Raw genomic sequence first — 13,321 nt, 5'->3', positions numbered from 1 at the left:
GCTGCCCGTCATGGGGTTGGGGAGCAGGCAGCGCGGGCGTGCCCAGGGCCCCGCCCCCACCCGGTCGGGCCCGGCCGCCACCACCACGGAGCTGCTGGGCGCGCTGCGCCACGACCGGCTCGCGATCGCCCAGCAGCCCATCGTGTCGCTGGCCGACGGCCGGCTGTCCGGCACCGAGTCGCTGGTGCGCTGGGCCCACCCCCGCCTCGGCCTGCTGCTGCCCGGCGACTTCCTCCACCTGGCCGAGACGGTCGGCGCCATGCCGGCCCTGGACGGGTTCGTGCTGCGCAGCGCCTGCCGGCGCCTGGCCGCCTCGCCCTTCGTGGTGCCGACCAGCGTCAACGTCTCGCGCAGCACGCTGCTGCAGCGCGGCTTCGTGGAGCAGGTGCTGCGGACGCTGAGGGACTTCGGGGTGGCCGGTGACCGGCTGCTCCTGGAGCTGTCCGAGCAGCTGACGCTGGACGACCTGGAGCTGGTGCGCGACGAGCTGCTCCAGCTGCGCCGGGCCGGGGTGCAGGTGGCGCTGGACGACCTGGGGTCCGGGGCCACCAGCCTGCAGCACGTGCGCATGCTCGAGCCCGCGTTCGTCAAGGTCGACCGCTCCCTGGTCAGCGGCGTTGACTCCGCCCCGCACCGGCTGGCGGCCGTGGCGCGCGTCGTCGACCTGGCCCGCAGCACGGGCGCGGCCGTCACGGCGGAGGGCGTGGAGCGGACGTCGGAGGCCGAGCTGCTGCTCGACCTGGGCTGCGAGCGGGGCCAGGGGTGGCTGTTCGGGCGGCCGGTGCTGCAGCCGGCGACCGATAGGATCACCCACCATGGCGACGACCAACGACCTCAAGAACGGCCTGGTGCTCAACATCGACGGGAACCTCTGGTCGGTGGTGGAGTTCCAGCACGTGAAGCCCGGTAAGGGTCCGGCCTTCGTCCGCACCAAGCTCAAGAACGTCCTGTCCGGCAAGGTGGTCGACAAGACCTTCAACGCCGGCGTCAAGGTCGAGACCGCGACGGTGGACAAGCGGGACATGCAGTACCTGTACGCCGACGGCGACGACTTCGTGTTCATGGACCAGAGCACCTTCGACCAGGTCTACGTGCCGCGGGTCACGGCGGGCGAGGCGGCCGGGTTCCTGCTCGAGCAGCAGGTGGCCACGGTCGCCGTGCACGAGGGCACCGTGCTGTACATCGAGCTCCCGGCCTCGGTCGAGCTCGTCATCAGCCACACCGACCCCGGCCTGCAGGGCGACCGGTCCACCGGCGGCACCAAGCCCGCCACCCTGGAGACCGGCCGCGAGATCCAGGTCCCGCTGTTCCTGGAGTCCGGCACCAAGGTCAAGGTCGACACCCGTTCCGGGGACTACCTCGGGCGCGTCAGCTGAGCGCGCGGCACAAGGCGCGCAAGCGGGCCCTCGACGTCCTGTTCGAGGCCGAGCAGCGGCGCCTGGACCCGATCGGCCTGCTCGCCACCCGGATCGCCGGCGGCGAGCCGCCCGTCCCGGAGTACGCCGTCACCCTCGTCGAGGGGGTGGTGGCCCACGCCGAACGGATCGACGAGGCGCTGTCGACCTACGCCCACGGCTGGACCCTGGACCGGATGCCCGCCGTGGACCGCATCATCCTGCGGATCGCCACCTGGGAGCTGGTGCACAACGACGACGTGCCCGACGACGTCGTCATCAACGAGGCCGTGACCCTGGCCGGCGAGCTGTCGACCGACGAGTCGCCCGCGTTCGTCAACGGCCTGCTGGCCCGGCTGCGCAGCCTCAAGGCCACCCTCGAGGTCTGAGGCGCGCACGTGCCGGGCCGCGTGCGCGGCCCGGCACGAGGTCGGTCCTCAGTCCAGGACGGCGCGGCGGGCGTCGGCGTCCAGGACCTGCCAGCTGATCAGCTGGTCGACCAGGGCGGCGGGGGCCAGGTCGTAGATGACGGCCAGGGAGCGCAGGTCGTCGGCGCGGATCGACAGGATCTTGCCGTTGTAGTCGCCGCGCTGGGACTGGATGGTCTGGGCGTAGCGGGCGAGCGGGCCGGCCTTCTCGGCGGGCACGTTCATCAGCCGCTCGAGGTCCAGCACGAGGCGCGGCGGCGGCTCGCCGGAGCCGGCGGGGGCGCCGTCGGGCAGCAGGGCCTGCACGGGCACGCCGTAGAAGTCGGCGAGCTCCGCCAGGCGCTGCACGGTGACGGCTCGGTCGCCGCGCTCGTAGGAGCCCACCACGACGGCCTTCCACCGGCCCTGGGACTTCTCCTCCACGCCGTGGAGGGACAGACCCTGCTGGGTGCGGATCGCGCGCAGTCGCGAGCCGAGGGCACGTGCGTAGTCGGTTGCCACTTGCTCAATATCACGGAGAGTGACGCCGGGGGTCAAGCCGACCCGCACGCTCAGTCACCGTTCCGGGCTAGTCCCATCGGCTCGAGACCCGTGACCGGTCGGGGGGCCCCACGCGCTACGCTCGCCCCGACCGACGTCCTTTAAGTCCCGTCCCGTGAGGCGGGGAAGGAGGTCCACCCGACATGCCGTCGGACCAGACCTACGAACGCACCGTCGTCAGCGCCGACGACATCGACCGCGTGGTGCAGCGGATCGCGCACGAGCTGCTGGAACGCAACCGCTCGGCCGCCGACCTCGTCCTGCTCGGCATCCCGACGCGTGGGGTCCCGCTGGCGGAGCGGATCGCCGAGGCCCTCCAGCGGGTCGAGGGGGTGCGCCCACCGACCGGTTCCCTCGACGTGACGATGTACCGCGACGACCTGCGTCAGCACCCGACGCGAGGACTGGCCGTCACCGAGGTGCCGGTCGACGTCACGGACCGTGTGGTGGTGCTCGTCGACGACGTGCTGTTCTCCGGCCGCACCATCCGGGCCGCGCTGGACGCCGTCGCGGACCTGGGCCGACCGCGGGCGATCCGGCTGGTCGTGCTCGTCGACCGGGGCCACCGGGACCTGCCGATCCGCGCCGACCACGTCGGTCGCAACCTGCCCACGGCTGCCGACGAGCGCGTCGCGGTGCGGCTGCGCGAGACCGACGGCAGCGACGGCGTGGACATCCTGCGCCCGCTCGGCACCCCGGCGGCCGACCGCGGCGACGGGGGCGGTGCCGCGTGAGGCACCTGCTGTCCACGGCCGACCTGTCGCACGCCGACGCGGTGCACCTGCTGGACACGGCCGAGCAGATGGCCGCCACCCAGCAGCGCGAGATCAAGAAGCTGCCCACGCTGCGCGGCCGGACGGTGGTCAACCTCTTCTTCGAGGACTCCACCCGCACCCGGATCTCGTTCGAGGCCGCGGCCAAGCGGCTGTCGGCGGACGTCATCAACTTCTCGGCCAAGGGCTCCAGCGTGTCCAAGGGCGAGAGCCTCAAGGACACAGCGGAGACCCTGCAGGCCATGGGGGCCGACGCGGTCGTCATCCGGCACCCGGCCTCGGGCGCCCCGCACCGGCTCGCCGCGATGGGCTGGACCCGGGGCGCGGTGCTCAACGCGGGCGACGGCACGCACGAGCACCCCACCCAGGCCCTGCTGGACGCGTTCACCCTGCGCCGTCACCTGGCCGGCGGCACCGGCGACCTGGCCGGGCTGCGCGTCGCCGTCGTCGGCGACGTCCTGCACTCCCGGGTCGCGCGCTCCAACGTGCACCTGCTGCACACCCTCGGCGCCTCGGTGGTGCTGGTCGGGCCGCCCACGCTCATGCCGTACGGGGTGCACGCCTGGCCGTGCGAGGTGTCCTACGACCTGGACGCGGTCCTGCCGACGCTCGACGCGGTCATGATGCTGCGGGTGCAGGGGGAGCGGATGAACGCCGCGTTCTTCCCGTCCGAGCGGGAGTACTCGCGCCGCTACGGCCTGGACGCCCGCCGCCTGGACCTGCTGCCCGACCACGCGATCGTCATGCACCCCGGCCCGATGAACCGCGGCCTGGAGATCAGCGCCGACGCCGCCGACAGCGCCCGCGCCGTCGTGCTCGACCAGGTCACCAACGGCGTGTCCGTCCGGATGGCCGCGCTGTACCTGCTGCTGGCAGGAGAGGGGAACGACACGTGAGCGAGCAGACCACCTACCTGCTGCGCGGCGCCCGGCTGCCCGACGGCACCCCCGCCGACCTGGTCCTGGCCCACGGGCTGATCGCCGAGGTCACCGGCGCCGGACGGGCCGAGGTGAGCGGGGCGACGGTGCTGGACGCCGACGGCCTGCAGGCCCTGCCCGGGCTGGTCGACTTGCATACCCACCTGCGCGAGCCCGGCCGGGAGGACGCCGAGACCGTGGAGTCCGGCACCCGGGCCGCCGCCGCCGGCGGCTACACCGCCGTGCACGCCATGGCCAACACCAGCCCGGTGGCCGACACCGCCGGCGTCGTCGAGCAGGTGTACCGGCTGGGCCAGCAGGCCGGCTGGTGCGACGTGCGACCGGTGGGTGCGGTCACGGTCGGCCTGGCCGGCAGCCGGCTGGCCGAGCTGGGCGCCATGGCCACCTCGACCGCCCGGGTGCGGGTGTTCAGCGACGACGGGCACTGCGTGTCCGACCCCGTCCTGATGCGCCGGGCCCTGGAGTACGTCAAGGCCTTCGACGGCGTCGTCGCCCAGCACGCCCAGGACCCCCGCCTCACCGAGGGCGCGCAGATGAACGAGGGCGAGGTGTCCGCCGTGCTCGGCCTGACCGGCTGGCCCGCGGTGGCCGAGGAGGCCGTCATCGCCCGCGACGTGCTGCTGGCCGCGCACGTCGGCTCCCGGGTGCACGTCTGCCACGTCTCGACCGCCGGCAGCGTCGAGATCGTCCGCCTGGCCAAGCAGCGCGGCCTGCCCGTGACCGCCGAGGTAACCCCGCACCACCTGCTGCTGACCGACGAGCTGGTCCGCAGCTACGACCCGGTCTACAAGGTCAACCCGCCGCTGCGGACCGCGGCCGACGTCCAGGCCCTGCGCGAGGCCGTGGCCGACGGCACGGTCGACTGCATCGCCACCGACCACGCGCCGCACCCCACCGAGGCCAAGGACTGCGAGTGGGCCGCGGCCGCCATGGGCATGACCGGCCTGGAGACCGCGCTCGCCGTGGTGCAGCAGACCCTGGTCGACACCGGCCTGCTCGACTGGGCCGGCGTGGCCGAGCGGATGTCGGCCGCCCCGGCCCGCATCGGCCGGCTCGACGACCCCGCCCTGGGCGGGCACGCCCACGGTCTGGGCCTGGTGGTCGGCGCCCCGGCGCACGTCACGCTGCACGACCCCGCCGCGGCCTGGACCGTCGACCCCCGAGCCCAGCAGACCTCCGGCCGCAACAGCCCGTTCCGGGACCACCGCCTGCCCGGCCGGGTGGTCGCCACGTTCCTGCGCGGCCGGGCCACGGTGCTCGACGGCCGCCCGGTGCCGCTCGAGCCGGCCGCCGCGGGGGGCGCCGCATGAGCCAGTGGGTCGCGGGCCTGGTCGTCCTGCTCGTCGTGCCCGTCCTGTTCGCCCTGATGTGGTGGGGCTGGCGGGGCCGGGCCCGGCGCCAGGGCGACGTCGCAGCCCCCGCGCTCGTCCCGCCGGCCGAGCGGGGTGCGGCCCTGCTCGAGCCGGTCGACGGCACCTACGTCTCCAGCGTGCGGGCCGGCGACTGGCTCGACCGGGTCGTCGTCCACGGCCTCGGGGTGCGCTCCGGTGCCACCCTGCAGGCCTGGCCGGCCGGGCTCTGGTTCGAGCGCGACGGCGCCCCCGACGTCTTCGTCCCCGCCGCCGACGTCCGGGCGGTGCGGGTCGAGACCGGTATCGCCGGCAAGTACACGGTCGGTGACGGCCTGCTCGTCGTCCGCTGGAGCTGCGGCGGCACCGAGCTCGACACCGGCTTCCGCCCCCGACGGTGGGCCGACGCCGCCGTCCTCGCCGCCACCCTGCAGCCCCTCGTCCCCGGAGGCCAGCCATGAGCACCAGCCCCTCGACCACCCACGCGCTGCTCGTCCTGGAGGACGGCCGCGTCTTCCGCGGCCGGCCGTTCGGCGCCGTCGGCCAGACCGTCGGCGAGGCCGTCTTCGCCACCGGCATGACCGGCTACCAGGAGACCCTCACCGACCCGTCGTACCACCGCCAGGTCGTCGTCATGACCGCGCCGCACATCGGCAACACCGGCGTCAACGACGAGGACGGCGAGTCCCGCCGGGTCTGGGTCGCCGGGTACGTGGTGCGGGAGGCCTCGCCGCGCTCCAGCAGCTGGCGGGCCCGGCGCACCCTGGACGACGAGCTGCGCGAGCAGGGGACCGTCGGCATCGCCGGCGTCGACACCCGGGCCGTGGTCCGCCACCTGCGCGAGCGCGGCGTGATGCGGGCCGGCGTGTTCTCCGGCCCCGCCGCGGACCGACCGGTCGACGACCTGCTGGGCATCGTGCGGGAGTCACCCTCGATGGCCGGGGCCGACCTGGCCGGCGAGGTCACCACCGCCGACGCCTACCTGGTGCCCGCCGTCGGCGAGCGGCGGCTGACGGTGGCCGCCATCGACCTGGGCATCAAGACGGCCACCCCGCTGCGGCTGGCCGAGCGCGGCGTCGACGTCCACGTCCTGCCCGCGGCCGCGACCCTGGCCGACGTGCTGGCCGTGAGCCCGGACGGGGTGTTCTTCTCCAACGGCCCCGGCGACCCGGCCGCCACCGAGGGCCCGGTCGACCTGCTGCAGCAGGTCCTCGAGCGGGACCTGCCGTTCTTCGGGATCTGCTTCGGCAACCAGCTGCTGGGCCGTGCGCTCGGCCTGGGCACCTACAAGCTCGGCTACGGCCACCGCGGCATCAACCAGCCGGTCCTGGACCGGGCCACCGGCCGGGTCGAGATCACCGCGCACAACCACGGCTTCGCCGTCGACGCCCCGCTGGACGGGCCCGTCGAGGCCCCGGTCGGCGGGCTCGGCCGGGTCGAGGTCAGCCACGTCGGCCTCAACGACGACGTGGTCGAGGGCCTGCGCCTGCTGGACCGGCGCGCGTTCAGCGTGCAGTACCACCCCGAGGCCGCCGCCGGCCCGCACGACGCCGGCTACCTGTTCGACCGGTTCGTGGACGTCATGACCACCGACCCCTCGACCGACCCCCAGCGCGGTCGAGCCGTCACCACCGACGAGGAGGGCAGCGCCTGATGCCCAAGCGCACCGACATCAGCAGCGTCCTGGTCATCGGGTCCGGCCCGATCGTCATCGGCCAGGCCTGCGAGTTCGACTACTCCGGCACCCAGGCCTGCCGCGTGCTGCGCGAGGAGGGCCTGCGGGTCATCCTCGTCAACAGCAACCCCGCGACGATCATGACCGACCCCGAGTTCGCCGACGCAACCTACGTCGAGCCCATCACCACCGAGGTCATCGAGCGGATCATCGCCGCCGAGCGCCCCGACGCGCTGCTGCCGACCCTGGGCGGGCAGACCGCGCTCAACGCGGCCATCCAGCTGGCCGAGGCCGGCATCCTCGACAGGTACGGCGTCGAGCTCATCGGCGCCGACATCGAGGCGATCAACAAGGCCGAGGACCGCGAGAAGTTCAAGGACGTCGTGGCCGCCGCCGGGGCCGAGAGCGCCCGGAGCCGGATCGTGCACGACCTGGACGGCGCGCTCGCCGCGGCCGAGGAGTTCAGCTACCCGGTCGTGCTGCGGCCCTCGTTCACCATGGGCGGGCTCGGCTCCGGCTTCGCCGACGACGAGCCCACGCTGCGTCGGATGGTCGTCGCCGGCCTGGCCGCCAGCCCCACCCACGAGGTGCTGGTCGAGGAGAGCATCAAGGGCTGGAAGGAGTACGAGCTCGAGCTGATGCGCGACCGCGCTGACAACGTCGTGGTCGTCTGCTCGATCGAGAACGTCGACCCGATGGGCGTGCACACCGGCGACTCCATCACCGTCGCCCCCGCCCTGACCCTGACCGACCGGGAGTACCAGCGGCTGCGCGACATCTCGCTGGCCATCATCCGCGGCGTCGGCGTCGACACCGGCGGCTGCAACATCCAGTTCGCCGTCGACCCCACCGACGGCCGGGTCGTCGTCATCGAGATGAACCCCCGGGTGTCCCGCTCCAGCGCCCTGGCGTCCAAGGCGACCGGGTTCCCCATCGCCAAGATCGCCGCGCGGCTGGCCATCGGCTACACCCTGGACGAGATCCTCAACGACATCACCGGGTCCACCCCGGCCAGCTTCGAGCCGACGCTGGACTACGTCGTGGTCAAGATCCCCCGGTTCGCGTTCGAGAAGTTCCCGTCCGCCGACCGCACCCTGACCACGACCATGAAGTCGGTCGGGGAGGCGATGGCCATCGGGCGCAGCTTCACCGAGGCGCTGCAGAAGGCGATGCGCTCGCTGGAGCGGCGCGGCTCGGCGTTCGCGTTCCCGCGCCTGGACGCCGTCACCGTCGACCTGGCCGCCATGGTCGAGGCGACCCGGGTGCCGACGGAGGACCGGCTGCTCGCGGTGCAGCAGGCGCTGTGGGCCGGGGCGACGGTCGAGGCCGTGCACGACGCGTCCGGCATCGACCCCTGGTTCCTCGACCAGCTGCAGCTGATCAGCGACGTCGCCCACCAGGTCGCCGACGCCGCGCACCTGGACGAGGCCACGCTGCGCCTGGCCAAGCGGCACGGGTTCAGCGACGAGCAGGTCGCCGCGATCCGCGGCATGGCCGAGCCCGTCGTCCGGGGCCTCCGCCACGCGCTGGGCGTGCGGCCCGTGTTCAAGACCGTCGACACCTGCGCCGCGGAGTTCGCCGCGCTGACCCCGTACCACTACTCCTCCTACGACGAGGAGGACGAGGTCGTCGCCTCCGACCGCCGCAAGGTCGTCATCCTCGGTTCCGGGCCCAACCGGATCGGGCAGGGGGTGGAGTTCGACTACTCCTGCGTGCACGCCGCGTTCGCCCTCCGCGACGCGGGCCTCGAGACGATCATGATCAACTGCAACCCCGAGACCGTGTCGACGGACTACGACACCTCCGACCGGCTGTACTTCGAGCCGCTGACGGTCGAGGACGTCCTCGAGGTCGTCCACGCCGAGGCGCGCTCCGGCGAGCTGCTCGGCGTCGTCGTCCAGCTGGGCGGGCAGACCCCGCTCGGCCTGGCCGACGAGCTGGCCGCCGCCGGCGTGCCGATCCTGGGCACCAGCCCCGACGCCATCCGCCTGGCCGAGGACCGGTCCGCGTTCGGCCACGTCCTGGCCGGGGCCGACCTGCCCGCCCCGATGTGGGACACCGCGGCCAGCTTCGACGAGGCGCAGGACGTGGCCGCCCGGATCGGCTACCCGGTGCTGGTGCGGCCCTCGTTCGTGCTGGGCGGGCGCGGCATGGAGGTCGTCGACGACGCCGAGGCGCTGGAGGGCTACATCGCCCGCGCCGGGCAGACCGGGGTCCGGGTCGGCCCGCAGCACCCGCTGCTGGTGGACCGGTTCCTGGACGACGCGGTCGAGATCGACGTCGACGCGCTGTGCGACGGCACCGAGGTGTTCATCGGCGGGGTCATGGAGCACATCGAGGAGGCCGGCGTGCACTCCGGCGACTCCGCCTGCGTGCTGCCGCCGGTCACGCTGGGCGCGGCCGTGATCGCCCAGGTCCGGCACGCCACCGAGGCCATCGCCCACGGCGTCGGCGTCCGCGGCCTGCTCAACGTCCAGTACGCGCTGGTCGGTGACACCGTCCTGGTGCTGGAGGCCAACCCCCGCGCCAGCCGAACCGTGCCGTTCGTGTCCAAGGCCACCGACGTGCCGCTGGCCAAGGCCGCCTCGCGCATCATGGTCGGCGCCACCATCGCCGAGCTGCGGGCCGAGGGCATGCTGCCGACGGTCGGCGACGGCGCCAGCCACCCGCCGAACTCGGTGTCGGTCAAGGAGGCCGTGCTGCCGTTCAAGCGGTTCCGCACCACCACCGGGGCGGTCGTGGACTCCATGCTCGGCCCGGAGATGCGCTCCACCGGTGAGGTGATGGGCATCGACGTCGACTTCCCCCGCGCCTTCGCCAAGAGCCAGGCCGCGGCCTACGGCGGGCTGCCCACCAGCGGTCGGGTGTTCGTGTCCGTCGCCGACCGCGACAAGCGGGCCATGCTGTTCCCGATGAGCCGGCTGGCCGCGCTCGGCTTCGAGATCCTCGCCACGGCCGGCACCGCGGAGACGCTGCGCCGCAACGGCATCGCCAGCACCGTGGTCCGCAAGCACAGCCAGGGCCCCGGTCCGGCCGGCGAGCCGACCATCACCCAGCTGATCCTGGACGGCGGCGTGGCCATGGTGGTCAACACCCCGTCCGGGCGGGCGGCCCGCGCCGACGGCTACGACATCCGGGCCGCGACCACCACGGTGGACGCGCCCATCATCACCACGGTGCAGCAGCTGTCCGCGGCGGTGCAGGGCATCGAGGCCGTCATCGGCGGCGGGTTCGACGTGATGAGCCTGCAGCAGCACGCCGCGCAGATCTCGCGGGAGCGGGAGGGCCACCGGTGACGTCGGCGCCGTCGGTGCCCGCCGAGGTCCCGGTCCCGGCGCAGGAGCGCGCGGCCGTCGTGGCCGCCGCCGACACCGGGGTCTACCGGCACCTGGTGCTGGCCGCGCCCGCCGCGTCGCGGGCCCGGCCGGGGCAGTTCGTCGCGGTGGCCGTGGGCGACCCGACGTCCTCGGCCATGCTGCTGCGGCGGGCGTTCAGCGTCCACCGGGCGGACCCGGTCGCGGGCACCGTCGAGGTCGTCGTCGCCGCCCACGGGCCCGGCACGGCCTGGGTCTGCGCGCGGGACGTGGGGGACGTGGTCGACGTGGTGGGTCCGCTGGGCACCGGGTTCGACCTGCCCGCCTCCGGCCGCCTCGTGCTGGTGGGCGGCGGCTACGGCTCGGCGCCGTTCGCCTGGACCGCGGCCTCGGTCCCGGCCGGGGTGGTGGTGGACGCCGTCGCGGGGGCCGGTGACGCCGAGCGGCTGTGCGACGTCGACGGCATCCGGGCCGCCGTCGAGGCCACCGGGGGCCGGCTGCACGTGACCACCGACGACGGCAGCGCCGGACGGCAGGGGCGCGTCACCGACGCCCTGGCCGACCTGCTCGCCGAGCCGCCCGCGTCCGCCGGCACCGCGACCGGGGTGGCTGCGTGCGGTCCCATGGCCATGCTGGCCGCGGTCGCCACCACCGCCGGCCGCGCGACGCAGGGCTCGGGCCGTCCCGTCACCGTCCAGGTCGCCGTCGAGGAGGCCATGGCCTGTGGCATCGGCATCTGCATGACCTGCGTGCTGCCGGTCCGCGGGGCCGACGGCCGCACCCGGATGCTCCGCTCCTGCACCGAGGGCCCCGTGCTGGACGCCGAGCGGGTCCGCTGGGACTGCGTGGGCGCCCACGGGGCCTCCGTGCCCGCCGACGCCGTCGGCGCACCCGAGGGCGGGGCCGCGTGAGCGCCGTCGACCCGGTCGGGCCGGGCGCCGCCGTGGACCTGTCCGCCCGGCTCGTCGCCCCAGCCGGCCCCGTCGACCTGACCGGGGCCGTGCTGACCGCCAGCGGCTGCGCCGCGGCCGGCCGCGAGCTCGACCCCTACCTCGACCTGACCGCGCTGGGCGGCGTGGTCACCAAGACGATCATGCGGGACCCGCGCTCCGGCCGGCCCACCCCGCGCATGGCCGAGACGCCGTCCGGGATGCTCAACTCGATCGGCCTGCAGGGCCCCGGGGTCGCGTCGTTCCTGGCCACCGACCTGCCGTGGCTGGCCCGGCGCGGCGCCCGCGCCGTGGTCAGCGTCGCGGGGGAGGACGTGGGCGAGTTCGTCGAGGTCGCCACCGCCGTGCGGGACGCGACGTCGGGCGGCGGCGAGCTGGGCGCCCCGGGCACCGACGGTGGCGTGCTCGCCGCGGTCGAGGTCAACATCTCCTGCCCCAACGTGGCCAACCGCGGTCTGGTGTTCGCCTGCGACCCGGGCACGGCCGCCGACGTGGTGTCCGCGGTCCGGGCGGCGACCGACCCCCGCGTGCCCGTCCTGGCCAAGCTGTCGCCCGACGTCACCGACATCGTCGCCATCGCCGCGTCGGTGCTGGCCGCGGGGGCCGACGGCCTGGTCATGGTCAACACGCTGCTGGGCGTGGCCATCGACGTCGACCGCGCCGCGCCCGTGCTCTCGCGGGTCACCGGCGGCCTGTCCGGCCCGGCCATCCGGCCCGTCGCCGTGCGCTGCATCTGGCAGGTCACGGCGGCCATGCGGGCCGGGCTGCTCCCCACCGCCCCGGTGGTCGGGGTCGGCGGCGTGCGGACCGGTCGGGACGCCGCCGAGCTGGTCCTGGCCGGGGCCGCCGCCGTGCAGGTCGGCACCGTCACCTTCGGCGACCCGTCCGCCCCGGCCCGGGTGCAGGCCGAGCTGGCCGGCTGGGCCGCCGCCCGCGGCGCGACGTCGCTGTCGCAGCTGGTCGGGGCCGCCCACGACGCCGTCCGCAGCGGAGGCCACGCATGAGCACGCAGCCCCTGACCACCACGCCCGAGCGGCCGTTCGCGCCGGCCCTGCAGGCCGCGCTGCGCCGGCACGGGCCGCTGTGCGTGGGCATCGACCCCGCCCCGGCCACCCTGGCCCGCTGGGACCTGGCCGACGACGTGGCGGGCCTGGAGCGGTTCTGCGGCACGGTGCTGGAGGCGCTGGCCGGTCGCACGGCCCTGCTCAAGCCCCAGGTGGCCTTCTTCGAACGGCACGGCTCGGCGGGCCTGGCCGTGCTGGAGCGGCTGCTGGCCGACTGCCGCTCGGCCGGGCAGCTCGTCCTGGCCGACGCCAAGCGCGGCGACATCGGCTCGACCGCCGCGGGCTACGCCGACGCCTGGCTCGACCCGCGCTCGCCCCTGGCCGCGGACGCCGTCACGGTGTCCCCGTTCCTGGGCTACGGCAGCCTGGCGCCCCTGGTGGACGCCGCGAGCGCCCACGGCCGGGGCGTGTTCGCGCTGTGCCTGACCTCCAACCCGGAGGGCGCGTCGGTGCAGCACGCCCGGCCCGCCGACGGGGTCTCGCCCAGCGTCGCGGCCGAGGTGGCCGCGCGGGCCGCCGCGGACAACGACCGGCTCGCCCCCGCGGCCGGTGCCGACGGCCGCCGCCCGCCCGGGCCCGTCGGCCTCGTGGTCGGCGCCACGGTGGGCGACCAGCTGGGCGCGACGGGGGTCGACCTCGAGGCCGTCCGCGGTCACCTGCTGCTGCCCGGTCTGGGGGCCCAGGGCGCCACCGCCGACGACGTCGCCCGCCACCTGGCGCCGCTGGCCGACCTGCTGGTCCCCAGCGCCAGCCGGGAGGTCCTCAACGCCGGTCCGCAGGTCGCCGACCTGCGCCGCGCGGCCGACCGGCTGGCCACGGACCTGGCCGCCTCGTTGGCCCCGTGACCAGCACGACCGGGCCCGTCCGGCCCCTGGCGCACGGCCCGGGGAGGCCGA

The 13,321-nt window shown here is 75.0% G+C and carries 13 protein-coding genes; 12 read left to right on the top strand and 1 reads right to left on the bottom strand.

What is annotated here, in order from left to right; all coding sequences use genetic code 11:
* The first annotated feature begins 10 nt into the window (after positions 1-10).
* The 3 genes from SJY06_RS15715 to nusB are packed head-to-tail and all read left to right on the top strand — an operon-like array spanning position 11 to position 1,783.
* Positions 11-910 carry an EAL domain-containing protein gene (locus SJY06_RS15715; protein ID WP_380168478.1) on the top strand — a complete coding sequence of 300 codons (900 nt, stop codon included), beginning with the start codon at positions 11-13 and terminating at the stop codon, positions 908-910.
* Positions 816-1,376 carry an elongation factor P gene (gene efp, locus SJY06_RS15710; RefSeq protein WP_380168477.1) on the top strand — a complete coding sequence of 187 codons (561 nt, stop codon included), beginning with the start codon at positions 816-818 and terminating at the stop codon, positions 1,374-1,376. The genes SJY06_RS15715 and efp overlap by 95 nt, the downstream gene beginning before the upstream one ends.
* Entirely contained in the window at positions 1,373-1,783 is a 411-nt protein-coding gene (gene nusB / locus SJY06_RS15705) for a transcription antitermination factor NusB (protein ID WP_380169720.1), read from the top strand. The genes efp and nusB overlap by 4 nt, the downstream gene beginning before the upstream one ends.
* Positions 1,784-1,831: 48 nt before the next feature.
* Here the strand turns inward: nusB and SJY06_RS15700 are convergent, their stop codons facing one another.
* Positions 1,832-2,323, bottom strand: coding sequence for a helix-turn-helix domain-containing protein (locus SJY06_RS15700; RefSeq protein ID WP_340290635.1), 492 nt, complete (start codon positions 2,321-2,323; stop codon positions 1,832-1,834).
* 182 nt (positions 2,324-2,505) lie between these two features.
* On the opposite strand from SJY06_RS15700, the gene pyrR reads away from it, so the two are divergent.
* Genes pyrR through pyrF form a run of 9 tightly spaced genes read left to right on the top strand, consistent with a single transcriptional unit; the run spans position 2,506 to position 13,270 of the window.
* Positions 2,506-3,096, top strand: coding sequence for a bifunctional pyr operon transcriptional regulator/uracil phosphoribosyltransferase PyrR (gene pyrR, locus SJY06_RS15695; protein ID WP_380168476.1), 591 nt, complete (start codon positions 2,506-2,508; stop codon positions 3,094-3,096).
* On the top strand, positions 3,093-4,031 hold the full coding sequence (locus SJY06_RS15690; RefSeq protein ID WP_380168475.1) for an aspartate carbamoyltransferase catalytic subunit: 939 nt from the start codon (positions 3,093-3,095) through the stop codon (positions 4,029-4,031). The genes pyrR and SJY06_RS15690 overlap by 4 nt, the downstream gene beginning before the upstream one ends.
* Positions 4,028-5,383, top strand: coding sequence for a dihydroorotase (locus SJY06_RS15685; RefSeq protein WP_380168474.1), 1,356 nt, complete (start codon positions 4,028-4,030; stop codon positions 5,381-5,383). Before SJY06_RS15690 ends, SJY06_RS15685 begins: the two co-directional genes overlap by 4 nt.
* The gene (locus tag SJY06_RS15680; protein WP_380168473.1) at positions 5,380-5,883 is read left to right on the top strand and encodes a hypothetical protein; all 504 of its coding nucleotides are present in this window, start codon (positions 5,380-5,382) and stop codon (positions 5,881-5,883) included. Before SJY06_RS15685 ends, SJY06_RS15680 begins: the two co-directional genes overlap by 4 nt.
* A complete protein-coding gene (gene carA, locus SJY06_RS15675) occupies positions 5,880-7,076 on the top strand; it encodes a glutamine-hydrolyzing carbamoyl-phosphate synthase small subunit (RefSeq protein ID WP_380168472.1) in 1,197 nt (398 codons plus the stop codon). The genes SJY06_RS15680 and carA overlap by 4 nt, the downstream gene beginning before the upstream one ends.
* Positions 7,076-10,393 (top strand): carbamoyl-phosphate synthase large subunit, encoded by a 3,318-nt coding sequence (gene carB / locus SJY06_RS15670; protein ID WP_380168471.1) that lies wholly within the window; start codon positions 7,076-7,078, stop codon positions 10,391-10,393. The genes carA and carB overlap by 1 nt, the downstream gene beginning before the upstream one ends.
* Entirely contained in the window at positions 10,390-11,322 is a 933-nt protein-coding gene (locus SJY06_RS15665) for a hypothetical protein (protein ID WP_380168470.1), read from the top strand. The genes carB and SJY06_RS15665 overlap by 4 nt, the downstream gene beginning before the upstream one ends.
* Complete coding sequence (locus tag SJY06_RS15660) at positions 11,319-12,365, top strand: dihydroorotate dehydrogenase (RefSeq protein WP_380168469.1); 1,047 nt, start codon at positions 11,319-11,321, stop codon at positions 12,363-12,365. The genes SJY06_RS15665 and SJY06_RS15660 overlap by 4 nt, the downstream gene beginning before the upstream one ends.
* On the top strand, positions 12,362-13,270 hold the full coding sequence (gene pyrF / locus SJY06_RS15655) for an orotidine-5'-phosphate decarboxylase (protein ID WP_380168468.1): 909 nt from the start codon (positions 12,362-12,364) through the stop codon (positions 13,268-13,270). The genes SJY06_RS15660 and pyrF overlap by 4 nt, the downstream gene beginning before the upstream one ends.
* Positions 13,271-13,321: the final 51 nt, after the last annotated feature.

This window comes from Jannaschia sp. R86511, from assembly GCF_042466345.1.
GTDB lineage: Bacteria > Actinomycetota > Actinomycetes > Actinomycetales > JBBAYJ01 > Aquipuribacter.
The sequence above is the reverse complement of the archived record's forward strand: the minus strand, read 5'-3'. Positions and strand labels throughout refer to the sequence as shown.